Annotated in this window: 23 protein-coding genes; 17 read left to right on the top strand and 6 right to left on the bottom strand. The window is 70.3% G+C overall.

The features are described from left to right. The first annotated feature begins 116 nt into the window (after nucleotides 1-116). The 8 genes from ACH34W_RS19610 to ACH34W_RS19575 all read left to right on the top strand — a co-directional run bounded on the left by ACH34W_RS19610 (nucleotide 117) and on the right by ACH34W_RS19575 (nucleotide 8,435). Entirely contained in the window at nucleotides 117-608 is a 492-nt protein-coding gene (locus ACH34W_RS19610) for a (2Fe-2S)-binding protein (protein ID WP_395962347.1), read from the top strand. Next, nucleotides 605-3,052, top strand: a complete 2,448-nt coding sequence (locus ACH34W_RS19605; protein ID WP_395962346.1) for a xanthine dehydrogenase family protein molybdopterin-binding subunit — start codon at nucleotides 605-607, stop codon at nucleotides 3,050-3,052. The genes ACH34W_RS19610 and ACH34W_RS19605 overlap by 4 nt, the downstream gene beginning before the upstream one ends. Continuing rightward, nucleotides 3,049-3,906, top strand: a complete 858-nt coding sequence (locus tag ACH34W_RS19600) for an FAD binding domain-containing protein (protein ID WP_395962345.1) — start codon at nucleotides 3,049-3,051, stop codon at nucleotides 3,904-3,906. The genes ACH34W_RS19605 and ACH34W_RS19600 overlap by 4 nt, the downstream gene beginning before the upstream one ends. Nucleotides 3,907-4,101: 195 nt before the next feature. Beyond that, a complete protein-coding gene (locus ACH34W_RS19595) occupies nucleotides 4,102-5,007 on the top strand; it encodes an SRPBCC domain-containing protein (RefSeq protein ID WP_395962344.1) in 906 nt (301 codons plus the stop codon). Between the two features lie 100 nt (nucleotides 5,008-5,107). Continuing rightward, the gene (locus tag ACH34W_RS19590) at nucleotides 5,108-5,809 is read left to right on the top strand and encodes a class I SAM-dependent methyltransferase (protein ID WP_395962343.1); all 702 of its coding nucleotides are present in this window, start codon (nucleotides 5,108-5,110) and stop codon (nucleotides 5,807-5,809) included. Nucleotides 5,810-5,937: 128 nt separating this feature from the next. After that, nucleotides 5,938-7,137, top strand: coding sequence for a 4-hydroxy-3-methylbut-2-enyl diphosphate reductase (locus tag ACH34W_RS19585; RefSeq protein ID WP_395962342.1), 1,200 nt, complete (start codon nucleotides 5,938-5,940; stop codon nucleotides 7,135-7,137). 64 nt (nucleotides 7,138-7,201) lie between these two features. Continuing rightward, nucleotides 7,202-8,023, top strand: coding sequence for an exodeoxyribonuclease III (locus ACH34W_RS19580; protein WP_395962341.1), 822 nt, complete (start codon nucleotides 7,202-7,204; stop codon nucleotides 8,021-8,023). A 73-nt stretch (nucleotides 8,024-8,096) separates the two neighbouring features. Next, nucleotides 8,097-8,435 (top strand): STAS domain-containing protein, encoded by a 339-nt coding sequence (locus tag ACH34W_RS19575; protein ID WP_395962340.1) that lies wholly within the window; start codon nucleotides 8,097-8,099, stop codon nucleotides 8,433-8,435. On the opposite strand, the gene ACH34W_RS19570 is transcribed toward ACH34W_RS19575, so the two are convergent. The 3 genes from ACH34W_RS19570 to ACH34W_RS19560 all read right to left on the bottom strand — a co-directional run bounded on the left by ACH34W_RS19570 (nucleotide 8,416) and on the right by ACH34W_RS19560 (nucleotide 10,591). Next, a complete protein-coding gene (locus ACH34W_RS19570) occupies nucleotides 8,416-8,760 on the bottom strand; it encodes a hypothetical protein (RefSeq protein ID WP_395962339.1) in 345 nt (114 codons plus the stop codon). The two genes, ACH34W_RS19575 and ACH34W_RS19570, sit on opposite strands and share 20 nt — an antisense overlap. A 284-nt stretch (nucleotides 8,761-9,044) precedes the next feature. Then, on the bottom strand, nucleotides 9,045-10,112 hold the full coding sequence (pseI, locus tag ACH34W_RS19565; protein WP_395962338.1) for a pseudaminic acid synthase: 1,068 nt from the start codon (nucleotides 10,110-10,112) through the stop codon (nucleotides 9,045-9,047). Beyond that, on the bottom strand, nucleotides 10,109-10,591 hold the full coding sequence (locus tag ACH34W_RS19560) for a GNAT family N-acetyltransferase (RefSeq protein WP_395962337.1): 483 nt from the start codon (nucleotides 10,589-10,591) through the stop codon (nucleotides 10,109-10,111). Before ACH34W_RS19560 ends, pseI begins: the two co-directional genes overlap by 4 nt. 87 nt (nucleotides 10,592-10,678) lie before the next feature. Between ACH34W_RS19560 and ACH34W_RS19555 the strand changes: the two genes are divergently transcribed. From ACH34W_RS19555 to ACH34W_RS19525, 7 genes are all read left to right on the top strand, one after another. Next, nucleotides 10,679-10,912 carry an acyl carrier protein gene (locus ACH34W_RS19555; RefSeq protein ID WP_395962336.1) on the top strand — a complete coding sequence of 78 codons (234 nt, stop codon included), beginning with the start codon at nucleotides 10,679-10,681 and terminating at the stop codon, nucleotides 10,910-10,912. Next, on the top strand, nucleotides 10,905-11,654 hold the full coding sequence (locus ACH34W_RS19550; protein ID WP_395962335.1) for an SDR family NAD(P)-dependent oxidoreductase: 750 nt from the start codon (nucleotides 10,905-10,907) through the stop codon (nucleotides 11,652-11,654). Before ACH34W_RS19555 ends, ACH34W_RS19550 begins: the two co-directional genes overlap by 8 nt. Nucleotides 11,655-11,716: 62 nt before the next feature. Further along, complete coding sequence (locus ACH34W_RS19545; RefSeq protein ID WP_395962716.1) at nucleotides 11,717-13,105, top strand: AMP-binding protein; 1,389 nt, start codon at nucleotides 11,717-11,719, stop codon at nucleotides 13,103-13,105. Further along, the gene (locus ACH34W_RS19540; RefSeq protein ID WP_395962334.1) at nucleotides 13,102-14,181 is read left to right on the top strand and encodes an acyl-protein synthetase; all 1,080 of its coding nucleotides are present in this window, start codon (nucleotides 13,102-13,104) and stop codon (nucleotides 14,179-14,181) included. Before ACH34W_RS19545 ends, ACH34W_RS19540 begins: the two co-directional genes overlap by 4 nt. Then, entirely contained in the window at nucleotides 14,178-15,422 is a 1,245-nt protein-coding gene (locus tag ACH34W_RS19535) for an acyl-CoA reductase (protein ID WP_395962333.1), read from the top strand. Before ACH34W_RS19540 ends, ACH34W_RS19535 begins: the two co-directional genes overlap by 4 nt. Further along, nucleotides 15,419-17,167: a hypothetical protein gene (locus ACH34W_RS19530; protein WP_395962332.1), complete on the top strand. Its 1,749-nt coding sequence runs from the start codon at nucleotides 15,419-15,421 to the stop codon at nucleotides 17,165-17,167. The genes ACH34W_RS19535 and ACH34W_RS19530 overlap by 4 nt, the downstream gene beginning before the upstream one ends. Further along, nucleotides 17,157-18,239, top strand: a complete 1,083-nt coding sequence (locus ACH34W_RS19525) for a hypothetical protein (RefSeq protein WP_395962331.1) — start codon at nucleotides 17,157-17,159, stop codon at nucleotides 18,237-18,239. Before ACH34W_RS19530 ends, ACH34W_RS19525 begins: the two co-directional genes overlap by 11 nt. A 72-nt stretch (nucleotides 18,240-18,311) precedes the next feature. Here ACH34W_RS19525 and ACH34W_RS19520 read toward each other — a convergent pair whose 3' ends face one another. Together ACH34W_RS19520 and pseB are read right to left on the bottom strand one after the other, a co-directional pair. Next, a complete protein-coding gene (locus tag ACH34W_RS19520) occupies nucleotides 18,312-19,436 on the bottom strand; it encodes a DegT/DnrJ/EryC1/StrS family aminotransferase (protein ID WP_395962330.1) in 1,125 nt (374 codons plus the stop codon). Nucleotides 19,437-19,440: 4 nt separating this feature from the next. Then, nucleotides 19,441-20,424, bottom strand: a complete 984-nt coding sequence (pseB, locus tag ACH34W_RS19515; RefSeq protein WP_395962329.1) for a UDP-N-acetylglucosamine 4,6-dehydratase (inverting) — start codon at nucleotides 20,422-20,424, stop codon at nucleotides 19,441-19,443. 104 nt (nucleotides 20,425-20,528) lie between these two features. On the opposite strand from pseB, the gene ACH34W_RS19510 reads away from it, so the two are divergent. Next, on the top strand, nucleotides 20,529-21,251 hold the full coding sequence (locus ACH34W_RS19510; RefSeq protein ID WP_395962328.1) for a cytidylyltransferase domain-containing protein: 723 nt from the start codon (nucleotides 20,529-20,531) through the stop codon (nucleotides 21,249-21,251). After that, the gene (locus tag ACH34W_RS19505; protein ID WP_395962327.1) at nucleotides 21,248-22,282 is read left to right on the top strand and encodes a PseG/SpsG family protein; all 1,035 of its coding nucleotides are present in this window, start codon (nucleotides 21,248-21,250) and stop codon (nucleotides 22,280-22,282) included. Before ACH34W_RS19510 ends, ACH34W_RS19505 begins: the two co-directional genes overlap by 4 nt. Here the strand turns inward: ACH34W_RS19505 and ACH34W_RS19500 are convergent. Further along, the gene (locus ACH34W_RS19500; protein WP_395962326.1) at nucleotides 22,268-25,867 is read right to left on the bottom strand and encodes a CDP-glycerol glycerophosphotransferase family protein; all 3,600 of its coding nucleotides are present in this window, start codon (nucleotides 25,865-25,867) and stop codon (nucleotides 22,268-22,270) included. The genes ACH34W_RS19505 and ACH34W_RS19500 overlap by 15 nt on opposite strands. Nucleotides 25,868-25,877: the final 10 nt, after the last annotated feature.

The following is a 25,877-nucleotide window of genomic DNA, read 5'->3' as shown; positions in this document are numbered from 1 at the left end:
AGGTCGCCCTCCTTCCTTCGGAGGTGGCCTCGATGCCGCGGCCGACCCAGCGCGCTCCACCCCCAGGGACGTCTCCCCCCTACAACCCTGCCCAAGAGACGTCCATGGGAGATCGAATGCCACGAATCCGCGTCGAGGTCGACGGTGTGACGTACGAGGACGACGTCGAGCCGCGCCTCCTGCTCGTCCACTATCTCCGTGACCGGTTGGGGAAGGTCGGCACCCCGATCGGCTGCGACACCACCAACTGCGGAGCCTGCACCGTCCTGCTCGACGGGATGAGCGTCAAGAGCTGCTCCGTGCTCGCCGTCCAGGCCGACGACCGCGGGATCACCACGGTCGAGGGGCTGGGGACCGACGGGACGAACCATCCGATGCAGCGGGCGTTCCACGAGGAACACGCGCTGCAGTGCGGGTTCTGCACACCCGGCATGATCCTGGCATCGATCGACCTGCTGCGGGAGAACGCCGATCCCTCTGAGGAGGAGATCCGGGAGGGCCTGGAGGGCAACCTCTGCCGTTGCACCGGCTACCAGAACATCGTCCGCGCAGTGCGCAAGGCCGCTGATGAGATGCGGCGACCTGCCCAGTCGGAGGTGGCCCCGTGACTGAAGTAGGCAAGGCGACTGAGGTAGGCAAAGCGCGGCTGCGGAGCGAGGACGCGCGGCTCATCACGGGCCGGACGCAGTGGACCGACAACCTGCAGCTTCCCGGGCTGTGCCATGTGGCGTTCCTGCGCAGCCCCTACGCGCACGCGCGCGTCACCCGGGTGGACGTCGAGGCCGCGAAGAGCCGGCCGGGCGTGCTCGCTGTGTTCAGCGGCCAGGACTTCGCCGACGAGCAGGGCAGCCTGCCGTGCGCGTGGCCGGTCACCGAGGACATCCTGATCCCCGACCACCCGCCGATGGCGGTCTCCGAGGTGCGGTACGTGGGCGACCCGGTGGCGTGCGTGGTGGCGCGCGACCGGTACGCGGCGATCGACGCGCTGGAGGACATCGACGTCGACTACCAGCCGCTGCCCGCCGTGACGGACATGGAGCAGGCGTTGCGGCAGAGCGCCGACCTCGTGCACGGCGATCTGGGCACCAACCAGAGCTACCGGATGGTCGTCGAGAGCGGCGACGTCGACGCCGCGTTCCGCGACGCACCCGTGACGATCGAACGCCGGTACGTGCAGCAGCGGCTCATCCCGACCGCCATGGAACCGCGGGCCGTGGTCTGCCGGCCGGACGGCGACGAGTTCACGATGTGGTCGGCGACGCAGGTGCCGCACATCCTGCGGCTGATGCTGGCGTCGGTGACCGGCATCGGCGAGCACCGCATCCGGGTGATCGCGCCGGACGTCGGCGGCGGTTTCGGCTCCAAGCTGCAGGTGTACGGGGAGGAGGTGCTCCTCCTGCTGCTGGCCAAGCGGCTCGACCGTCCCGTCAAGTGGACCGAGTCGCGCAGCGAGGGCAACATGACCGTGCACCACGGCCGCGACCAGATCCAGCGGCTGACGATGGCGGCCGAGGCCGACGGGCGGATCCGCGGCTTCAAGGTCGACATCCTGTCCGACATGGGTGCGTACCTGATGCTCCTCACGCCGGGCATCGCGACGCTGGGCGCGCCGATGTTCAACGGCATCTACAAGATGGACGCCTACTCTTTCACCTGCACCGGGGTCTTCACGACCAAGACGCCCACCGACGCCTACCGGGGTGCGGGGCGGCCGGAGGCGACGTTCGGCGTCGAGCGGATGATGGACGAGCTGGCCGCCGAGCTGGGGCTCGACCCGCTGGAGGTACGGCGGCGCAACTGGATCAAGCACGAGGAGTTCCCCTACACGACGATCACGGGGCTCACCTACGACTCGGGCAACTACGAGGCCGCCACCGACAAGGCGCTCGCGCTGTTCGAGTACGACAAGCTGCGCGCCGAGCAGGCCGACCGGCGGGAACGCCGCGACACCGTGCAGCTCGGCATCGGCGTCTCCACGTACACCGAGATGTGCGGTCTCGCGCCGTCGCGCGCGCTCGCCCAGGTGCGGTCGGCGGCGGGCGGCTGGGAGCACGCGACCGTGCGGGTGCTCGGCACCGGCAAGGTCGAGGTCGTCACCGGGACGTCGCCGCACGGCCAGGGCCATGCCACGGCCTGGGCGCAGATCACGGCGGACGCGCTCGGCGTGCCGTTCGAGGACGTGAAGGTGCTGCACGGCGACACGCTCATCGCGCCGCGCGGGTGGGACACCTACGGCTCGCGGTCACTCACCATCGGCGGCATCGCGGTTCACAACGCCTGCCAGAAGGTCGTCGATAAGGCCCGCAAGGTCGCGGCGCACCTGCTGGAGGCCGCCGAAACCGACCTCGACTACGCGGGCGGCTCGTTCAGCGTGAAGGGGGTCGGGGGTGACGGGGCCTCGATGACGCTGGCCGAGGTCGCCGGCGCGACGCTGTCCGCGCACGACTTCCCCGAAGGCGTCGAGCCGTCGCTGGACTCCGACGCCACGTTCGACCCGGAGAACTTCTCCTTCCCGCACGGCACGCATCTGTGCGCCGCCGAGGTCGACACCGAGACCGGATTCGTGAAGATCCGCTCGTATGTGGCGGTCGACGACATCGGCTCGGTCGTCAACCCGCTGATCGTCGACGGGCAGGTGCACGGCGGGCTCGCGCAGGGCATCGCGCAGGCGCTGTACGAGGAGGCGGTGTACGACGCGGACGGCAACCTCACGACCACGACGATGGCCGACTACCTGGTGCCGTCGGCGGCCGACCTGCCCACGTTCGTCACCGACCGGACCGAGACCCCGGCGACGTCCAACCCGCTCGGGGTGAAGGGCGTCGGCGAGGCGGGCACCATCGCGTCCACGCCCGCCGTCGTCAACGCGATCGTCGACGCGCTCCGGCAGCACGGCGTGCAGGACGTGCAGATGCCATGCACGCCCGAACGTGTCTGGCGTGCGCTCCGCGAAGCCTTCGGCGAGGAACCCGAGGGCCCCGGCGGAGCGCAGCCCGGCGCGGGCGGCGGACTCGGCTCGGCGCAGGGAGACCAGGAAGGGGGCCGGGCATGATCCCTCCGACCTTCGACTACATCCGCCCGTCCTCGATCGAGGAGGCCGTCTCGGCGCTGTCGCAGGCGGGCGAGGACGCCAAGGTGCTGGCGGGCGGCCAGAGCCTGATGCCGCTGCTGCGGCTCCGGCTGGCCTACCCGGACGCGCTGATCGACCTCGACCGGGTCGAGTCGCTGCGGCAGATCCGTTCGGAGAACGGCGACCTGTTCATCGGCGCGATGGCCACGCACCACCAGGTGGTGCGCGACCCCCTCGTCCTCGAACACGCGCCGCTCATCGCCAAGGCCACGGCGACCGTCGCCGACCCGGCGGTGCGGCATCGCGGCACGTTCGGCGGGTCGCTCGCGCACGCCGACCCGGCCGGTGACCTGCCCGCGGTGGCGCTCGCGCTGGACGCGGTCTTCGTCGTGCGGTCCGTGCGCGGTGACCGGGAGATCCCCGCAGCGGACTTCTTCGTCGACTGGATGACGTCGGCGATGGAGTCCGACGAGCTGCTCATCGGCGTGCGCGTGCCCAAGCTCGGACCGGGCTGGGGTGCGCACTACGAGAAGTTCCACCGCACGGCGCAGGCGTGGGCGATCGTCGGTGTCGCGTGCGCCGTACGGCGTGAACGCGGCGCGATCGAGGACGCCCGGGTGGCCCTGACCAACATGGGTCCGGCACCCGTCCGGGCCACCGAGGTCGAGCGCTTCATCGAGGGCCGTTCCGTCTCGGAGAACTCCTTCCGTGCCGCGTCCGAACGGGCTGCCGAGGGCACCGAGCCGCCCGGCGACCTGCACGGCTCGGCGGAGTACCGGACCCATCTGGCCCAGGTGCTCACCGCCCGTGCCCTGACCGCCGCGGCGGCCGTCTGACGCCGGATCCGTGATCATGCGGCCGGACCCACACGCCCCAGGGCCCGGCCGCATGATCACCCACTCCCGGCCACACGATCACCCGCCCCGGCCGCACCTCCGTGACATGCGATCCTCACCTGCGCATCTGGCGGCCGGGAGGGTGACGGTCATAGGGTCACGGACAAGCCCCCCAGACGAGAAGGAATCCCCACCATGGAGCTCGACCACGAATTCACCGTCCCCGTACCGGTGGATCAAGCCTGGTCGGTGCTGCTCGACGTGGAGCGTGTGGCGCTCTGCATGCCCGGTGCGACACTGGACTCGGTCGACGGCGACGAGTACGCGGGCCGCCTCAAGGTGAAGGTCGGCGCGATGACCATCACCTATCGCGGCACCGCCCGGATCGCCGCGGCCGACGAGTCCTCGCACACCGTCACGATCGAGGCCGCCGCAAAGGAGGCCCGCGGCTCCGGCACCGCCTCCGCAACGGTCCAAGCCCGCCTGCATGACGAAGGCGACATCACCCGGGTCACGGTCCACACCAAGCTGAACGTGACGGGCCGTCCAGCCCAGTTCGGCCGCAACATCCTCGCCGAGGTCGGCGCCAAGCTCGTCACCCGGTTCGCCAAGGCACTCGCCAAGGAACTGGAGTCCCCCACCGAGGCCGCGGAGCAGGCGGCTGGTGGCGCGGTCGACCAGCAGGCCGCCGCCGAGGCCGCCCAGGACAAGGTCGCACCGGACAAGACCGCGCAGGACAAGATCGAGGACACCGCGACACCGTCGTCGAGCATCGCCGAAGAGGCCACGGCTCCCCCGCCTTCGATCTTCGACACCCGCCCCGACATCCCGGTCGTCGAGCCGGAGCCCGCCTCGCAGGAGCCCGCTTCCGCGCGGGAGGCCACGCCCACCGTTCCGGCGCAGCGCCCGGCGAGCCCGGCGGAGTCGACCGAATCGACCGTGCGGCCGCTGCCTGTCCGGCCGCGCCAGGAGGACGACGCGATCGACCTGCTCGAAGTGGCGGGCCCGTCCATCGTGCGGCGCGTCATCCCTGCCGTCGCCGCCGCCGTCGCTTTTCTGCTGGCCGTTCGCTTCCTGTTCCGGCGCCGCCGGCGCGGCTAGGAGTGGGCCACCCCATCCATCGATCAAGAACCGGCCAACGATCCGGCCGGGCGCGGCGGTGGTCCTGGCGGCGCGGCGGCCCGTCGCGTCGGCTGGTGCCGTGGACACCATCGAGATCCAGCGGGTCGCCGAGATCGAGGACGACAACTGGTGGTACCGCGAGCGCCGGGAGATCATCGCCCGTGAGCTGCGCCGTCTCGGCGCCCCGGGCCGCGCCGTCGACATCGGCGCCGCCGGCGGCGGCAACACCCGGGTACTCCTCGACCACGGCTGGCGCGCCACCGCGATCGACAACACCGAGACCGCCGTAGACCTCTGCCTGGCGCAGGGCATGGACGCCTATTACGCCGACGCGTGCTTCCTGCCGCTGCCTTCCGGCACCTTTGACCTCGCCCTGGCGTTGAACGTCCTCGAACACATCGAGGACGATGCCACCGCCACGTCGGAGATCACTCGTGTGCTCCGTCCCGGCGGCACCGCGCTGGTGTCCGTCCCGTGCGACATGAAGCTCTGGTCGGCCCATGACGTGGCGCTGGGACGGCACCGCCGCTACACCCGCCGGACGCTCACCGACACGCTCGCGGCCGCCGGCCTCGCCCTCGACCGCGTGTGGAGCTGCAACGTCGTGCTCCGCCCGCTCATCAGGCTGCGCCGCCACCGGATGGCCCATTGCGAGGACATGGCCAACGTTCACCCGGCTCTCAACGAGGGCTTGAGCCTGCTCACGTCGCTCGAACGCCGCCTTCCGCTCAAATCCTGGCCCGGCGTCACCCTCTTCGCCCGCGCCCATCGCCCGACCTAGTGCAACAAAAGGGCCAAAAGCACCCAAAACCTGTAATCAAGTCTTTTTTCCCGATTCCATGACCTTGGGCTGCCGTCCCGTTGCCTCCGCATTCAGATACTGAAAGAGGAAGTAATTCGGGGGCTCCGATGGATCGTACGTTGTGGCATGAATCGTTCGCGGTATACGGCGTCGCCGTGGGCGAGATCCTCGTGGCGGACTCCTTTCTGCATCCCCGGCGAGGGCTCGTCGAGTGTGCGGCGGCGCCCGCCCTCGCGGCACGGCTGGGCCCGGCCGCCCGGCGCGGTCAGGCACAGCTGGGCCAGTGGCACGGCGAGGGCCTGCTGTACACGACCACCTACCTCGCCAAGGACGGCCACGCGGAAGGATTCGGCCTCGCCGCCCACTGTGACGATCCCGCCTCCCTCGCGACGGCCCGCGACACCATGGACGTGTGGTCCCGGACACCGCGCATGCGCCGCGTACTGGTGTCAGGTGTCGAACCGCGGTGCATGGGTGCCGCCCGGGCGCTCCGCATGATGGAGGAGATCGCACGCGACGACCCGGCCTACGTGATCGGACGGCCCCCGGAGGTCGACGGTCTCATCGAGATCGACGACCTGAACGAGGTTCCCGACGGCGGGACGGTCGTGTTCCCCGCCCACGGCGTCCCGCTGGGCGTCCGGGCCGAGGCCGCCGCACGCGGCATGCGGGTCGTCGACGCCACCTGCCCTCTGGTGACCGAGGCGCACGGCGAGCTCCGCAGGTTCGCGGACCGCGGCGACACCGTCGTGGTCGTCGGACGGCGCGACCACAGGGCCATCGGATCGTTCACCGGACAGGCACCGGACGACACGGTCCTCGTCGAGAACGAGGAGGACATCCAGCGCCTCGATCTGCCGGAGCGGATCTCGTACGTCGTCGAGACCGGCATGGCGGCGGACGAGGCGGCGCGCCTCGTCACCGCGCTCCGGGCCCGGTATCCCCTGGCGCGCGGCCCCCATCCCGACGGCTGGTGCTACGCCGCCTCCGACCGGGCCGACACCGTCCGCGCGATCGCGGAGGCCGCCGACCTGATGCTGATCTGCGGTGACCGTGACTCGCCCGACGCCCGCGAGCTCGCCGGCCTGACCACCGGCACCCCCACCCAGATCCTCGGGGACCTCGGCGATCTGGACCCGGCCGGCCTCGCCGACGCGGCCACCATCGGACTGGCGGCCGCCCTCTCCGCCAAGCCCGGGATGACCGCGACGGTCATCCGGGCTCTGGCAGGCCTAGGCCCGCTCTCGGTCGTCCGCCGCCGCGTGGTCAGCGAGACAGCCGCGGTCGCTGAGTCAGAAGCCGTGTGAGTCCGCTAAGTCAGAAGCAAGCCGTGTGAGGGCGGCCCTCACGCCGGGATGGCAAGCTTGAGGCATGCGCCTGGCGACCTGGAACGTCAACTCGGTCAAAGCACGTCTGCCGCGGCTGCTCGAATGGCTGGCTGAGGCCAAGCCCGACGTCCTCTGCCTGCAGGAGACCAAGTGCTCCGCCGACAACTTCCCGGCCTCGGAGGTCGCCGAGCTCGGCTATGAGACCGCCGCTCACGGCGACGGCCGGTGGAACGGCGTCGCGATCCTCTCGCGGGTCGGCCTGGAGGACGTGACGCGGGGATTCCCCGGCGAGCCCGGCTTCGTCAACCCGCCCGAGGAGCCGTCGCTGCTCGACGACGAGCTCCCGCCGCCCGCAGCCGAGGCACGGGCGCTCGGCGCGACCTGCGACGGGATCCGCGTGTGGTCCCTGTACGCACCGAACGGGCGCACGGTGGGCTCACCGCACTACGCCTACAAGCTCGCATGGTTCGCGGCGTTCAAGGCGGCCCTCACGGACGAACTCGAGAAGAACCGCTCCCTGGTGGCCGCCGGCGACTTCAATGTCGCCCCGGCCGACGCGGACGTCTGGGATCCGGCCGTCTTCGCCGGTTCCACACACGTCACGCCGGCCGAACGGCAGGCCTTGGCCGAACTGCTGTCGCTGGGGCTGCACGACGTGGTCCCGACCCCGATGAAGGGCCCGCACCCGTTCACCTACTGGGACTACCGGGCGGGGATGTTCCACAAGAACATGGGCATGCGCATCGACCTCTTCTACGCCGGTTCGCCGGTGGCCGAACGCGTCAGGTCGGCGTATGTCGATCGCGAGGCCCGCAAAGGCAAGGGCCCGTCCGATCACGCACCGATCGTGGTGGATGTCGATTAGCTCCGCCGTCGCACTTACGCCGCCCGACAACTCCATCTACCTTGGACGTAGCCGTTTGGACGCGAGGTGTGAAGTGCTGGAGACGCTCGGGGCGAAGGTCGACCGGATCGGACTGTGGACGGTCATTCGCTTGACCGGCGAATTGGACCTCTGCGGGCGGTCGGTATTGACCAACGCGATCGACCAAGCCGGCCTGACCCCCCAGCCGCGGGTGATCGTGGACATGACCGAGGTGTGGTTCATGGACTCCTCCGGGCTGGAGTCCCTGCTCCGGTCGAGCCGGTGGATCCACGCCCGGGGCGGGCGGCTCGTGCTGATGGGCCTGCACCATCGGGTGCGCAAGATCCTCGACATCACCGGCACGCACCGGGCGTTCGAGACGGTCGAGAGCCTCAACGACCTCCCTGGCTGACCGGCGCCCCCGCACTCCGCCCTGCCCACGCGAACTCCGGCATCTGCGCTGGCAGCTGCTCCACGCTGACGATCCGTACCGCCCTGCGCGCCTCGGCCAGAGCGTGCACCGTATGCGGCCCCGCAGCCCCGTCGGGCGTCAAGCCGACAGCGCCCTGAAACTCGCGCAACCCCGCGGCGAGACCGCTCGAATTCATCGGAACGGCATAGCCGAGCCCCACCAAGATCTCACGAACCACGACCGGATCCGCCGTGGGCAGATGCTCGGAGTGCGCATCCAGGACGACCCGCGCCATCGCCCCCAAGGCCACAATGACCTTGTGCATCGAACATTCCCCCCTTCAGCCTGAGAACGTGCTCCCGCTGACGAACCGAGCGCATATCCACGCCTTCCCTGCCTTTACCTGACGCGGTAATCGATCGACCAAGCCTTTACCCTGAGGCATTTCTCACCGCCGAGCGCCGGGCCAAGAATGTCCCCTTCGAATGCCGTGTGCCCGACAGAAATGACTTCAACCGCGCACCGATGAATGCGCAATGTTGACCAACGGCGATCCGCGATCAGTGTGAATTGACGTGCCATTGCCCGCCGTGCCGCGACGCGCGGGCGTCAGAAGAGCTCCCAGGTGACCGGAGTGCCCCGGCGTACGTCGCCCGCGAACGTGCGGCCGCGCACGAACTCGAAGGCGTCCGGAGCGAGACCGCCGGCCGGGCGGATGGAACGGACGTTGCGGTCGGTCACCGGTTCCCCCGCCCGGACGTCCTCGACGACGAAGAGGGAACGGCGGAAGCGCAGGCCCTCGCGCTCGCCGGGCCGGGGCCCGATGTGTGCGGCACCGAGCGACCGCCACGCCCGCTCGCTCTCCACGACGAGCGCCGCGAGCTCGTCCGGCTCCAGCGAGAACGCCGAATCGACACCGCCGTCCGTGCGGTCCAGGGTCACGTGCTTTTCGATCAGACAGGCCCCGAGCGCGACGGCGGCGATCGGGACGCCGATGCCCGGGGTGTGGTCGGAATAGCCCACGGGCACGTCGAACATCTCCGCCAGCAGCGGCAGCGCACGCAGGTTGCCGTCTTCAGGGGCGGCCGGGTAGGACGCCGTGCAGCCGAGGACGACGAGCTGCTCGCAGCCGGCTTCGCGGGCCGCGCGGACCGCCGCGTCGATCTCACCGACGCTCGCCATCCCAGTCGAAATGATCAACGGCTTGCCGGTTTCCGCGACCAGCCGGATCAACGGGAGATCGACCAGCTCGGATGAGGCGATCTTGTAGGCGGGCACGCCGAGCGCCTGGAGGAAAGCGATCGCGGTCGGGTCGAAGGGGCTGGAGAACGCGACCAGGCCGCGTTCGCGGGCGCGCTCGAAGACGGGGGCGTGCCAGTCCCACGGCGTGTGCGCCTGCTCGTAGAGCTGGTAGAGGCTACGGCCGCCCCACAGCTCATGCCCGTCTCCGATCCTGAACCGCGGCGAGTCGACGTCGATGGTGAGAGTGTCGGCCGTGTAGGTCTGGAGCTTGACCGCGTGGGCGCCCGCGTCCGCCACCGCGTCGACGATGGCCAAGGCACGCCCGAGGTCTCCGTTGTGGTTGCCGGACAGCTCGGCCACGATGAACGGCCGGCCGCCCGCCCCGACGGAGTGCGGACCCACCGTGACAGCACGCTTCGTCACGACCCGGCTCATGTTTCCCTCCTGAGCTCCATGCGGACGACCACCTGCTCCTCGCCGTCGATCTCGCGTACGTAGTGCCCCGACTCGCTGAAGCCGCATCGCCGGTGGAACCGGAGCACGGCCTCGTTGGCGGCCAGCACCTCACCGCGCAGCACACGCAGACCCAGGGGACCGAACGCGTGCGCGATCGCCGCCTTCTCCAACCCGAGCCAGGCGCGCAGCAACTCGCCGCTCTCGTGCAGCCCGTCGAGGTCGAGGTAGAAACCCCACCAGGCCTCGGCGCCGGCGCCGTCAAGCCCGGAGAACGTGACCACACCGCACGGCGTGGACCTGTGCTCGTACACCAGCACGCGGCGGGCCGGGTCGGCGCACACCCGTGACCACCAGCGGCGGTGTTCGACCTCGCCGATCTCGTGGGTGGTGAAGCTGGCCTTGCGGACCTCCGGGTGGTTGCGCCAGCGGCGGAGCGTGCCGAGGTCGGAGTCGGACACCTCCCTGAGCATCACACCCCCAATGACCGATGCCGCCACTACAATCCGTGGTTGAGTCAGCACGATACGCCATCACGAGGGGGAGCCGTGATCGATGACGAGAGGCTGCGCCGGGTCTTTCGCAGTGCCCTCAACCTGGGCGAAGAGATCGAGGTCGACGTCCTGGAATACCGCGGGATCGACAAGTGGGACTCGCTCGCGCACATGGCCCTCGTCGCGGCCCTCGAGGACGAGTTCGACATCATGATCGACATCGATGACGTCATCGACATGAGCTCGTTCGGCAAGGCGCGGGAACTGCTGGAGAAGCACCTTGTCTGAGGCGCCGGAGTCCGGGGCCTCGCCCCGGGTCGCGCTCGTCACGGGCTCGTCGCGCGGGATCGGGCTGGCCACCGCCCGCCGGCTGGCCGCGGACGGCTACTCGGTGGTCCTGCACGGGCGGACGGTGGACGCCGCCGAGGCGGCGGCGAAGGAGTTCGACGGCGACCCGCTGGCCGTCTCCGGCGACGTCGGCGATCCGGCTGCCGTGGCGGCGATGATGCGCGCCGTCTTCGACCGCCACCGCCGCCTCGACGCCCTGGTGGTCAACGCGGGCGTGCACGACGCCGGCATGCTGGGCATGACGAGCGCCGAAAGCGTGCAGCGGCTCTTCGCGGTGAACGCCGCAGGCACCGCACACACCCTCCAAGCCGCCCTGCGCCTGATGCGCCGCGGCACCCGTCCCTCCGTAGTCATGCTCTCGTCGGTGATGGGCACGAAAGGCGCGCCCGGCCAGGCGCTGTACGGGGCGTCCAAGGCCGCCGTGCTCGGCCTCACCCTCGCCGCCGCCAAGGAGCTGGGCCCGGCCGGGATCCGGGTCAACGCCGTGGCCCCGGGCTTCATCGACACCGACATGCTGGCGACCCTGAACGACCAGGACCGCGGGGAACGCGTCGCGGCGACCGCGCTCGGCCGCTTGGGCTGGCCCGAGGACGTGGCAGACGTCATCGCGTTCCTGTTGTCGGACGGCGCCCGCTTCGTCACCGGTCAAGTGATCGGTGTGGACGGGGGGCTGGTCCTCTGACCCCGCCCAGCACCGCTCTCACCACGACCACTCTCACCGCAACCACGCCGCGGACCGACACGCTGCTCCACCACGCCGCGCGGCTGGTCGACGCGGCCACCGGGGTCACGCTCACCGGCGCCGTCCTGCGCGCGCGGGTGGACGAGGCCGCGACCGACTACCTCAAGGCCCCTTCCGGGCTCGTCATGGCGCGGACACCGATCTCGGTCGACGCCGCCGTGCGCTACCTGGGCGCCATGGCGGCGGGACGTCCGATCGCGCTGCTCGACCCGGCACTGCCCGCGACCACGATGCACGACCTGGTTCGCCGCTACGAGCCCGCCGTCCTGCTCGGCGGCACGGCCGCACCCGACGGGTATCGCCCAGCCGAACTGCCCGCGCTGGGGTCGGCCTGGTGTCCGGAACGGCCGTCAGAGGTGGAGCCGCATCCCGATCTAGGGCTCCTGCTCGCCACGTCCGGCTCGACGGGCAGCCCGAAGCTCGTCAGGCTCACCCGTGCCGCCGTGCTCGCCAACGCCCGTTCGATCGGGGCGGCGCTCGGCATCGACGGCGGCGAGGTCGCGCCGACGAGCCTGCCGCTCTTCTACAGCTACGGCCTGTCCGTGCTGAACAGCCACCTGGTCGCGGGGGCCACCGTGGTGTTCGAGTCCGGCGGCATCGTCAGCCGCCCCTTCTGGACGATGGTGGCTGACCACGGTGTCACGTCGCTGGCGGCCGTTCCCGCCCAGTACGAGATGTTGCGCAGGATCCGCTTCGACCCCGCCCGTTACCCCTCCCTCCGGACTCTCACGCAGGCCGGAGGACGGCTGCGCCCCGAGCTGCTCACCGACTTCGCGGCGCGGATGGAGGCGGTGGGTGGGCGGCTGCACGTCATGTACGGGCAGACCGAGGCCACCGCGCGCATGACGGCTCTTCCTCCGGAACGGCTCACCGACAAGCCGGGCTCGGTCGGCCCAGCCATCCCCAGTGGACTGCTCACGATCCGGACCGGTGACGGCGAGACGACGGCATCGCCGCAGGCCGTGGGCGAGGTCGTCTACCAAGGCCCCAACGTGATGATGGGGTACGCCGAGCGCGCCGAGGACCTCGCTCGCGGCGACGACCTGGGCGGAACGCTCGCGACCGGCGACCTGGGACACCTCGACGACGAGGGCTTCCTCTATCTCACCGGGCGGCTCAAGCGCATCGGCAAGGTGTTCGGCACCCGGCTGAATCTCGACGACGTCGAGCGCCTGGCCCGCGACCTCGGCAGCGTGGCGGCGGTCGGCGCCGACGACCGGGTGATCGTGTGGGCCGAGCGCGCCACCGCCGAGATCTGCCGCCGTGCCGCCCCGGTGCTGGCCGAGGAGCTGCGGCTGCACCACACCGGGATCGAGGTCCGCGGCATCGACCGTCTCCCCCTTCTCCCCAACGGCAAGGTCGACTACCGGGCACTGGAGGCACGTTCATGATCGTTACGGCCCAGGACGTCTTCGCCCTTGCTCAGAAGGACAAAGAGGCGCGGCTGCTCCCCGAGCTAGCGAGCCTGACCAGTCATCACCGGGCGGCCTGCCCCGCGTACGACCGGATCCTCAAAGCAATCGGTCATGCGGACGACCGGGAGTGCGGGCGGGAGTACGCCGCGGTGGGTGAGCTCCCGTGGCTGCCGGTCAGGATGTTCAAGGACCACGTGCTGAAGAGCGTTCCCGACGATGCCGTGTTCCGCGTGCTGACCTCCAGCGGCACGACCGGGGCGGTCAGCCGGATCCACCTGGACAGGGAGGCGGCCGCCACCCAGGCCCGCATGCTCGCCCGGACGATGCGCACCGTCCTCGGCCCCCGGCGGCTCCCGATGCTGATGGTCGACAGCCGGGCGGTGGCACGGTCGTCCAGCGCGCGGGCCGCCGGCGTGCTCGGCATGGCGAACTTCGGCCGCGACCACACCTGGATCCTGGACGAGCACGACCGTCCCGACCTCGCGGCGCTGGAGGGTTTCCTCGCCCGCCACGGCGACGCCCCGTTCCTGATCTTCGGCTTCACGTTCATGGTGTGGCGGTATCTCTACGAACCGGCGCGGGCGGCCGGCCTCGACCTGTCCCGGGGCGTCCTCGTGCATTCCGGCGGATGGAAGAAGCTCGCCGCACAGGCTGTGGACAACGCGGAGTTCCGGAGCAGTTTCGCCGAGCACACCGGCCTGACGCGCATCCACAACTTCTACGGGATGGTGGAGCAGATCGGCACCATCTTCCTGGAAGGTTCCAGCGGGGGTTCGCTCTACTGCACCGACTTCGCCGACGTCATCGTCCGCGATCCTGCCACCTGGGCGGAGACCGAGCCCGGCGTACCGGGGCTCCTCGAAGTCGTCAGCACCCTGCCGCGTTCCTACCCGGGGCATGTCCTGCTCACCGAGGACCTCGGCGTGGTCCACGGCATCGACGACGGCGACTGGCCCGGCAAGCGCTTCTCGGTACTCGGACGCCTCCCGCGCGCTGAAGCACGGGGTTGCAGCGACACCTTCGCGGCACAGCCGGGAGGTGTGGCGGCATGAGCGTCCGGCAACACTTCCCGCCCGGTGAGCCCGTCTCGGTCGGCACGCTGTTGGCCGAGGTCACAGCCATCCCGGACGACGGTCCGCTCACGTTCGGCGACGAGCGGCTCAGGGACTTCCTCGGCGCGGTCTCGCGGCGGCTGCTCAAGCCGTCGGTCATGCGGCGCCATCCCGAGCTGGGCGCGCTCGGTTTCTTCCTGCGGCCGAGCGAGCTGTCCCGTGTCCTCGAAGGCGCGGCCGAGCACTCGGACGACCGTCTCCGTTTTCCGCGCGGGCTCGTCTTCCACATCCCGCCCGCCAATGTGGACACGGTCTTCGTCTATTCATGGGCACTGTCGGCACTCGCGGGCAACGCCAACGTCGTCCGCCTGTCCACACGTGGCGGCGGGGCGTCTTCCGTGATTCTGCAGGTGCTGCACAATGCTCTCGACCAGGCCGACCCTGCCGTGGCCCAGACCCAGCGGCTGGTCGGCTACGAACGGTCGGATGCGACGACGGAGGCGCTCTCGGCGGCCTGCGACCTGCGCGTTGTCTGGGGCGGCGACGCGTCGGTCACCGCCATCCGGCGCCATCGCCTACGGCCACCGGCCCGCGATCTGACCTTCCCCGACCGGTCCTCGCTGGCCGCGATCTCGGTGAACGGATGGCACGCCGCCGGCCCGGACCGGCGCCGGGCGGCCGTAGACGGCTTCGTCAACGACGCCTACTGGTTCGACCAGGCGGCCTGCTCCTCTCCCCGCACGCTCTTCTGGGTCGGCGAGCCCACCGCCGCAGCCGATGCCCGCCGTCAGTTCGAGGATCTGCTCGCCGAAGCGGTCACGGCACGCGGCTTCAGCGTGGACGCCGCCATGGCCGTGGAAAAGCACGTCGCCGCCTACGGCATGGCGGCTACGGGAGACGCGTCCGCCATCCGCTTCCGCGGCAACACGATCGCCACGCTCGACCTCACCGAGCCGGCCCGCCTGCCGCGACGGTGGCTGGGTGCGGGCACCTTCGCCTGCGCCGTCATCGATGATCTGGACGACCTGATCCCACTGATCACCCGTAAGGACCAGACGCTCAGCACGTTCGGCTTCCCGCCCGCGACATTGCGGGACTTCGCGGCCGGCGCGGGGGCGCGGGGCATCGACCGCGTCGTGCCGTTCGGCTCGGCGCTCTCCTTCGCTGCGATCTGGGACGGCTATGACCTGCTCCGCGAGTTCAGCCGCGTCATGACGATCTCACCCGGGGGGTCCCTGTGAGACTCAACGCCACACCCGCGAACTACGACCGGTTCCTGTCGGTGGCCTCGGTCTTTTGGCGCAACAATCTGCCCGCGACGCCGGGCGAGGACTGGATCGTCGTCGAGGCGATGCACCACCAGTTCCGCAACGTGCTCCGCAACCTGGCGCTGGCCAACGCGATCCGGCGGGTGCGGCCCGCACGCGTCCTCGTCCTGACCGGCACGGACGAGAGCTGGTACGAAACGATCTGGGAGGACTTCAACGTCGAGAAGGTGCGGCGTCTCGGCGAGGCCTTCGCCGTCACCGAGGTCGTCGACGTGCACGCACTGGTCGACCAGGTGGCGGCGGCGCCGGATGGCAGGCCTCCCACGTTCGATCTCTGCGGTCGGACGCTGACCGTCGGGTCCGGCGTCGCCGCAGACACCGGCACCGACAAGACGGCTGTCCGGTGGTCGTCCATCGACGCGGATGTCCTCGACGAGATCGCCTACGCCTCCGCATGCCGGCTGGATCTGGTGCCGCGCCTGGACGGGGATCGCCACGACAACCCCAGACTGCGCGAGCAGCGACCGCGCTCGGCCGCGTTCGCCGCCGTCTACGAAATGCTCTTCCGCGCGCTGCGGCCGATCGCCTTCGTGACGAGCCATGTGGACTATGACCCCTGGGGCCTGGGCACGGAGGCGGCGACGCGCTTCGAGGTCCCGGTGGTGCACGTCCAGTCCACCGGGTCGCTGAAGGCCTACACGCTCTTCCCCGAGCACCGGCAGGGCGAGGCCACGTTCCGGGCCGAGCTCACGCGCCAGATCGGTGCCTATTTCGACCGGCACGTCTGGGGCAACCGGGACATCATCCGTCCGGCGGCAGAACTGGTCGCCTGGCGCACCCGCGGCAATCTGGGACGCCCGAGCTGGTGGCGGTTCGGGCCCAACGCGTTGTGCGAGCTCACCAACCTGACCGAGCGCGATCAGTTCCGCGCCTACGGGATGGCGAAGCTGGGCCTGGATCCGGCGCTCCCGGTCATCACCGTCTTCAACCACGCGGTCTCGGACGCGCTCGGCACGAACCGTGAGATCTTCGCCGACCTGGCCGGGTGGTTCCAGAAGACCGTGGCGTTCGCCGCCACGCACAGCCAGGCCAACTGGCTGTTGCTCGACCATCCGAACCAGGACAAATACGACCGCACCGGCATGTTCGGCAAGCTCGCCGACTCGTACGGCCACGCCGGTCACCTGACCTTCATGTCAAGCAACGACCTGTCCAAGAACGCGATGTGGAGCCTCACCGATCTGGGGATCACCGTCCGCGGCAGCGTGAGCAACGAGCTGCCCGCGTTCGGCACGCCCGTCATCCAGGCGGGGTGGTCGGAGTGGAGCGCGTGCGGGATGTCCACGGTGGTGCCCGACGCCGACGCGTACTGGAAGACGCTCACCGCGTCCATCGAGGCGCTGACCCGGAAGGAATCCCTGATCAGCGCGGACCAGGTCGAGCGCGCCCGGCTGTGGTCGTGGTTCTACCGCAGCGCGACCGACGTCTCCTCACTGCTCGTGCCGCACTGGGACGTCATGCCCGAGGACACGCACCTGCGCACCCTGGAGATCAATATGAGGGCGGTCGAGAGCGACGGCGACCCCCTCTTCACCTCGGTCCGCCGGATGTGGACCAGGCGCGAGCCCTTCCTCACCAGGTTCGATCTGACCGACTCCGGGTCCCTGACAGAGCTGCTACCGGCGATGAGAGAGGGCGGTACGACCGATGCAGGCTGACTCCGGCGGTTACCTGGCGACGCGCTACGACCACGACCGGGCCGGTCCCGTCCCGCCCCAGCTCACCGACGGCAAGGACCCCGTGTTGCGCGTCACCGAGGGGTTCCTTCGCCGGACGGGCAACGTGGGCCGGTGCATCGCGTCGCCGGCGGCGTTCGGCCTGAGCGCGGCTGCGTTCGGCGACGACCCCACCCGGGTGACGCTCCGGCTGAGCCTTGACCGTCACACCGCCACGTACTGGGACCGCTACGTGCACGAGGACGTGCCCCGATCGGCGGCCGACCAGCCACGGCTGGTCGTCGTCTGCGCCCAGCGTGAGGTACGCGGCGCACTGCTGCTCACACCGCGCCCGGTGGGACAGGGACGGGCGATCGGTGAGCTCGGCGTGACCCTCGCGTCCGGCGAGCTCCCTGCCGGCGGCCTCGCGCTCTTCGAGCTGTGGGGCGCGCATGAGTGGCGATCCGCGAGCGGCGCGGCCGTCGCCGCCGCTTCCGCGCTCGCGCCGCAGGCGACGACGGGAATGATGGTCAACACCATCTCCGTCAGCCCCGCCGATCCTCCGGTCGCGTGGTCCGTCAACCACACCCTCGACGCCCGTACGAGCGAACGGCTCGGGATGGTGAGCACCGGCGGCCTCAACGCCCAGATGCTCACGGAGCAGGGCGCGACCTTCCTCAGCGCCGGCATGCTCGTGGTGAACCCGTGCGCCGGAACCTCCGCCCGGCTGACCCTCGGATTCGCACGCGGCACGCCGCCCGCCCTCCGCGGCGCGAAGGACAGTCCACGCTGGCGGCGGCACATGGACCGGGCCCGCAGGAAGGCCCTGGTGATCGCACAACGCGGGCTTGAGGCCGCCGCGCCACCCGGGCCACATGTCCTCGACTGGCTCCAAGTCCAGGCCGTCGGGCTGGGCGACGGTGCGGTCACCACGCTCCCGGTCTCCTACCGGCCCGAAGGCGGATTCACCGTCGTCGTGCCGGGCCAGGCGCAGCCGATACTGCTGACGATCTCCCAGCAGGACGCCCCGAAATCGGCCACCCGCTTCAAGCTGATCGACCACACACCGATCTGAGGGACGACCCGGAGGGTCTCAGGCAAGTCGGAGTGCTCAGACAAGGCGGAGTGCACAGGCAACTCCGAGCGCTCAGGCAAGGGCGTCCCGCAGTGCCGCCACCGCCCGGTCCTGCTCCGCCTCGGTGAGATCGGGGAACAGCGGCAGCGACAGCTGCTCGGCGTAGAAGGACTCCGCGACCGGGCACATCCCGCGTCTGTAGCCGAGATCCTCGAAGACTGGGTGCCAGTAGGCCGGGATGTAGTTCACCTGCACTCCGATGCCCGCCGCGCGCATCCGGTCGTACACCTCACGGCGACGCCCGTCCAGGATCCGCACCGCGTAGAGGTGCCACATCGGGTCGGCCCCCGCCCTCGCCACCGGGAGCCGCAAGCCGTCCACATCGGCCAGCAGCTCGTTGTAGCGCGCCACGAGACGGGCACGCCGCACCTTGAAGTCCCCGAGCCGCCGGAGCTGGCTGGTGCCAAGCGCACACAAGACATCCGGCAACCGGTAGTTCAACCCAAGCGTGTGGACCTCCTGATGCCACCCACCCTCATCGGGCGACCGCAGCCGTTCAACCTCCCGCACGAGCCCATGGCAGCGGAACCTGCGCGCCCGATCGAACAGCTCGGGGTCGGGCACCGCCAACGCGCCGCCCTCCCCGGTGGTCGCGTTCTTGGTCGGGAAGAAAGAAAAGGTCGTGATGTCGGCGAGCGCCCCCGCAGGAACGCCGTTGAGCCGGGAGCCCAGCGAGTGCGCGGCATCCGCGGCCAGCAGCGCTCCGTGTGCGTGCGCCAAGGGCCGGAGCGCCGGATAGTCGGCCGGATGCCCGGCGTAGTCGACGGCCGTGACGACCTTCGTCCGGGACGAGAGAACGGCCTCGACGGCCTGCGGGTCGAGATTGGCCGTGTCGTCACTGACGTCGGCGAACACCACGCTCGCCCCTAGCACCATGGCCGTCGAGGCCGTGGCCACAAAGGTCATCGGGGACGTCACCACCTCGTCGCCGGGCCCTGCACCGGCCGCCGCGTAGGCGACGTGCAGCGCCGACGTCCCGGAGGTCACGCTGACGCACGGCACCCCGCCGGTCCAGAACGCAAGGGCCTCCTCGAAGCCGGCCACGGCGGGCCCGGTGGTGAGCCAGTCACCGCGCAGCACCTCGGTGACGGCGGCGATGTCGGTGTCGTCGATGGATTGGCGACCGTAGGGCAGCACGGCGTCACCCGCAGGTCGCGAGCAGACCCTGCAGGTCGTCGGCGGTCAACCACATGTCGTTGTCGTCCGACCGGTAGCTGAAACCCTCGTGCACCGGCTCGCCGCCCTGCGGGGGGACGTATCCCCAGGTCGCGATCGTGGGCATGACCACGTAGCGGCCGGGCAACCGGACCGTGCGGCGGCTGTCGTCCGGCGCGATCATCTCCTCGTGCAGCTTCTCGCCCGGCCGCACGCCGATCTCGTGGATCAGGCTCTGCGGGGCGACCGCCCGAGCGAGGTCCATGATGCGCATGCTCGGGATGCGCGGCACGTAGAGCTCTCCCCCGCGCATCAGCCCGAACGAGTCGACGACGAACTCGACCGCCTGCTCCAGGCTGATCCAGAAGCGCGTCATGCGTTTGTCGGTGATCGGAAGGCTCTCGCCGCGCTCGGCCAGCCGCCGGAAGAACGGGATCACCGAGCCGCGGCTGCCCATCACGTTGCCGTAGCGCACGACCGCGAAGCGGGTGTCGTAGCTGGCGGCGTAGTGGTTGGCCGATACGAAGAGCTTGTCGGCGACCAGTTTGGTGGCGCCGTAGAGGTTGATGGGGCTGGACGCCTTGTCGGTCGAGAGCGCGACGACCTTGCGCACCCCGCAGTCGATGGCCGCCTCGATGACGTTCTGCGAGCCCTGGACGTTGGTCTGCACGTACTCGAACGGGTTGTATTCGGCCGTGTCGACCTGCTTGAGCGCCGCCGCGTGCACGACGTACTCCACCTCGTGCATGGCCCGGCGCAGCCGCTCGCGATCGCGGACGTCGCCGATGAACCAGCGCAGCCTCGGGTCGTCGCCGAAGAGCCCGCGCATCTCGTACTGCTTGAGCTCGTCGCGGGAGAAGACCACCACCCGGCGCGGATCGAGGTGCTCGAGGGCGTGGCGCAGGAACGCCTTGCCGAAGGAGCCGGTTCCTCCGGTCAGCAAGATCGAAGAGCCCTCGGTCGCGACCACGACTACCCCCCGTAGCTTTACATGACTTACCGTAACGGCTTGCGGTAGCCTAGCGCCTCCTCGGTATCACCACGCCGACGTGGGGGAATGTCGTGTCCGTCCGCATGACCGGAATCATTCAGGCCCGCATGGGGTCGACCCGCCTGCCCGGCAAGGTGCTCCTCCCACTGGCCGGACGGCCGGTCCTCGGCTGGGTCGTCCGTGCCGCCCGCGAGAGCGGCGTGCTCGACGATCTGGTGGTGGCGACGACCGATCGCGCTGAGGATGACGCGGTCGTCGCCGAATGCGAACGGCTTGGCGCCGCCTCCTACCGCGGCCCGGCGGACGACGTCCTCGACCGGTTCCTGGGCGCACTGGAAGCCCGTCCTGCCGACGCCGTCATGCGTTTCACAGCGGACTGCCCCCTCCTCGATCCGGCCGTCATCCGGACCGTCGGCACGGCGTTCCGCGCCCTTCCGAATCTCGACTACCTCAGCGGCGGGCTCCCGCACACCTTGCCGCGCGGCCTGGACGCCGAGGTCATCGCCGCGCAGGCACTCCGCCGCGCCGGCCGGCTCGCGACCGGGCAACATCGCGTCCATGTGACGTCGTACGTCTACACGCATCCAGCGGACTTCACCGTCATGGGGCTCACCTTCCCGCCGCATGCGGACCATCTCCGGGTCACTCTCGACACTGCCGCCGACCTTGCCCTCCTCCAGGCGGTCACCGGGAAGTTCGGTGACACGCCGATCCCCTACCGGGAGCTCGTCGACTGGCTGGAGCTCAACCCGGAGGTACGCGCACTGAACGCCGGCGTGCGACAGAAGGCGCTCTGCGAAGGGTGAAGGTCGGGATCAGATGTGACGCCGGGATCGGTACCGGCGCCGGGCACCTCATCCGCTGCGTGGCCCTCGCCGAGGAGCTCGTCCGGCGCGACGTCCCGGTGGTCTTCCTCGGCGAGATCAACGGCCCGGACTGGATCGGGGCGGAGCTCGAAGCCCGGGTGCTGCCACTGATGCCGGCAGCCGCGAGACCGGGCCCGCTGGCGGCGCAGGCCCGCGCGCTCGGCCTGGACGTTCTGGTCATCGACTCGTACGAGACCGACCCCGCCTGCGCGGACGCCGTGCGGCGAGCCGGGACGGCGGTGCTCGCGATCGTGGACGGGGACCACCGCGGCCAGCAGGCCGACGTCTACCTCGACCAGAACCTGGGGGCCGAGCAGGCCTCCTTCGAGATGCCGGCGGGTTCCCTGCGGCTGGCGGGAGCGGATTTCGTCCTGCTGCGCGACTGCGTGCGGCGGCTCCGGCCGGACGGCCCCCCTCAGCACGGCGGCGGCGTCCCCCGGATCCTGTGCTTCCTGGGCGGTACGGACGCGGCCGACGCGGCGCCGGCCGTCATGGGTCTCGCGGCGGCCACGGGCGTCCCCTTCACCGCGACGGTCGTGGCGGCTCGCGCGACGACGGCCCGTGCCCTGGCGGCCATCGAGCTGTCGCCTGGCCAGTCCCTCGTGCCGGTCGCGCCGACCGGCCGCATCGCTGAGCTGGCCTCCGGCGCCGACCTGGCCATCTGTGCGTCCGGCTCCTCTGTCTGGGAGCTCATGTGCCTGGGCGTACCGGCGGCGCTTGTCCATGTCGCCGACAACCAGCTGATCGGCTACCAGGCGGCCGTCTCCCGCGGCCTGGCGGCCGGGCTTGGGCATCCCGCCCGGTTGACCGGAGCGGCGGCGGGAGCGGCGGTGGAGACACTGCAGCGGCTCCTCACCGATCCCGGCGAACGTATGGCCATCGCCGCCCGCGGCCACGCGTTCATCGACGGACGTGGCCGCGAGCGTGTGTGCGACGCCCTCCTCGACGCCGTCCAGCTACGCCCGGTCTGAACGGTCACACCTTCCACCGAGCTCGAACATGCGCCGGATCACCCGTTCGGCGGCGTGCCCGTCGTCGTACGGGCAGAACTTGGCCACGAACGCGGCGTAGGCGGCAGCGGAGTCGCGCACCGCCTCGTCCACCGAACGCAGCGCGGCGATGGTCTCCGCCGAGGTCCGCAGCAGCGGGCCGGGCGCCTCGGCTTCGAAGTCGAAATAGAACCCCCGCACGTGGTCGCGGTACTTCTCCAAGTCATAGGCGAAGAACACCATCGGCTTGCCTGTGACGGCGAAGTCGAACATGGCCGAGGAGTAGTCGGTGACCAGTACGTCGGCGGCAAGGTAGAGATCAGCTATGTCGGGATAACGCGACACGTCCACCACGAAGTCGTCCACCTGGGACCAGGAACGGTCGGTCACGAGGTAGTGCGTGCGAAGAAGCAGCACATGGTCGTGACCGAGGGCCGCGCGCGCCTCGCCGAGGTCCAGGGCGAGCTCGAACGCGCGCCTGCCCCGAGCGAAGTAGAGGTCGTCGCGCCATGTCGGCACGTACAGGATGATCCGCTTGCCCGGCGGGATGCTCAGCCGCCTGCGCACCTCAGCCGCGATCGCCGGGCCCTCCGGCCGCAACAGCAGGTCGTTGCGGGGATAGCCGGACTCCAGGATCTCGCCCTGGTACCGGTAGGCCTGCCGCATGATCGGGCTGGTGAAAGGGTTCGGCGAGATCAGGACGTCCCAGCGCGGCACCTCCCGTTCCACCCATTCGAGCGTGGCCTGCCTCAGATGCGGAAGAGCCGGAACGTCCAGCGAGAGCTTCTTCAGGGGCGTGCCGTGCCAGCACTGCACGTACGTCTGGCCGGCTCGCTTGACGAACCACGGCCATTGGGCCTCGTTGCCGACGATGTACCGGGCTCTGGCCAGTGCCTCGTAGTGGTCTCTGGTTCCGACGAGCACGGTGCGGGCCCCGTGCGGCGCCGTGAACTGGCCGTCGCGCGACACCCAGACAGACTCCAGATCGGTGCCCTGGCGAACGAGCTCCTCATAGACCGCGCGGGGATTGCAGGAGTACTGGCGGGCCATGTACGAGTCGAAGACCACCAGGTCGCGAAGCGGTGTCGCGCGCAACCGGGGATAGACGATCGTCTTGAGCCGCTCCTGAGCGTGAGCTCCACGTTCATCCTCGGCCAGCGCCAGGCGGACGCGCACCTGGAGCGACCCTCCCGTATGGGCGAGCAGCGCGACCTCGTGGGCTCCCACTTTCCTGGCTTCGGGAAGCTCTGAGATGACGGTTCGTTCAAGGAGAACGGCCACTTCCGCGTCGCCGTCCTCAGGATCACCGGTGACGGCGAAGAGCTTCCAGGTCCCAGGTGTCATCGGCCGTGTGGAGCCCAGCGCCGGCATCGCCTCGGGCGAGAAGGCCGCGGTGAACCGCCGGCCTGCCCATTCGAGCGGAACGGTGTACTCCTCGGCGGCGCGGGCGTGCCGGACGATGAGGCTCACCGGCCGGGCGCCCTCGCCCGCGAAGTCCCCCGCGAGCCGGATCCGCCCCTCGTCGCTCCAGCCGATCTCGGTGACCACGGGGGCGCAGGGTCGCACCAGGCCGAGCAGGTTGCCGTACCGGGTGCGGGTGAGTGCCACCTCTTGTGCTCCGACGGGATAACGGCCCTCGGGTACCTCGACGGCCAGCACCGGCTTGAGCCTCCCCGCGCCGCCCCTCAGCGTGATCTCCCACTCTCCGATGCTGCCGGGTGCGGTCTTCGCCTGGAGAGACACCATCTCCTCCAACGGCAGCACCGCACGAAATCCGCAGCGCCCGCCGACCGGCTCGGCGACCTCGATGTCTCCCGACACCGTCAGATCAGCCTGCCGTGAGGTCGCGACCACCCGCGTCCGAGCTCCTTCCCCGGCGACGTCCCTGGCGAGTCCCTCGGCGGCGTCCGTGGCGACTCCTCCGGCGGCTTCCCCTGTGACCGACGTCCAGCCGCCGAGTTCCAGCGCTGTGCCCACGCGGCGATGGCCTGTGACGACTGCCTTGAGCGGTTTGACGCGCACGGCGAAACCCTCGGGACCTGCCACCGGCTGGATCCAGACTGCTCCATCCCGCCGTCCGTCCTCCTGCCGCGACGGAAGCCAGGCCGTCTGCTGCCCGGGCGGGCTGCCCACCCTGCCGCTGCGCTTGGTGCCCGCGACGACGACCTCCGCGTGCAGTTCCCACTCGCCTGATTTCCGGCAACGCCGGATGAGCAGCGACGGCTCGATCTCCACGGCGAACCCGGCCCAGTCGTAGCAGACGAACGGGTGGTTCAGCTCGGCGGTGACATCGGGACGCCGTATCCGGTCCACGACGAGCTCGACGCGCCTGCCTCCACGTGCGTCCCGGAGCCAGAGCTTGATCTGCGCGTCGCCGGCAGACGCCACATCGAGACGGCCGATGCAGGCGTACCCCTCGACCAGCAACCGGTCCCCGCGCCACTCGACGGTGTCGACGCGTCCACGGAACTCCAGCTCGCCGGTGACGTCGTAGACCGCTCGCGGGACTCCACGCGTCCGGTCCTCGAAGTAGGGATAGCGCGCGTACCAGCGCGGCCGGATCCACCCTTGCCGCGTGACCGGCGCCTTGGCGAACTCCGCCTTCCTGTGCGGAGCCATGACCTCCAGCAGTTCGGCGAGCATTCGGCGGCCGAGCAGGTGCGCCCAGAGCCTGTCGAACGCGTCGAGTTGCGCGATCGCACGCCGGTCGGCCTGTTCGACGAACCGGACCCCCAGGGCGAGCAGCCGGGCCTGGTCGGCCGCGGGCACCGTGGGGAGTGCCTTCACGAGCAGCCCGAGCTCCTTGCCGAACACCTGCCGGTGATAGGTCCGGGACAGCTTCGGTGCGTGCGCGGCGAGGACGTCGCAGATCTCGGTGACCGCGGCCATCCGTTCTTCCAGATCCCGTGGCCCGTCGCGGCGTTCCGCCGGCGCACTCGTGGACTTGCGCCACGAGTAGACGGCCGTGTCCAGGACGTCGACGGCCGAGGCGAGCACATGGGCGCGAAGCGACAACGGCGCGTCCACGTGGCGGCCCTGGCCGCCCTGGGTGAACGAGAGGTTGTGCTTGTCCCAGAACGAGCGGCGGTACGCCTTGTTCCACACCTTCCGGTCCCGGAGCAGTGCCGGGCACCTGGTGATGTGGGTCCGTTCCGTCGGGGACTCGAAGGGCTCGCGATGCGCACGCGACTGGAAGGTGCGCCCGGACTCCATGCGGAGCACGTTGCCGCAAGCCAGGTCGGAGCCCGTTTTCCGCAGGGACCCGACGAGCAGGTCGTAGGCGTTGTGGACCACCACGTCATGGGCGTTCACGAAAGCCAGATACTCCGCCCGCGCATGCCTGACGCCGACGTTGCGTGCGGCTCCGACGCCCGCGTGCTCCTGCTGCAGCAGAACAAACCGCCCATCCCGGTCCGCCATCGCCTTGGCGATCACGGCTCCGGCATCGGTGGACCCGTCGTCCACCATGATCACCTCAAGCTGCCGCAGCGTCTGCCGCGCCAGCGACTCCAGGCACTCCGCGAGGTGGGACTCCTCGTTGTGGAAGGGAACGATAATGCTGATCACGGGGCCGCTC

Source organism: Actinomadura sp. 6N118, assembly GCF_044326415.1.
In the GTDB taxonomy this organism is placed as follows: domain Bacteria; phylum Actinomycetota; class Actinomycetes; order Streptosporangiales; family Streptosporangiaceae; genus Spirillospora.
The sequence above is the reverse complement of the archived record's forward strand: the minus strand, read 5'-3'. Positions and strand labels throughout refer to the sequence as shown.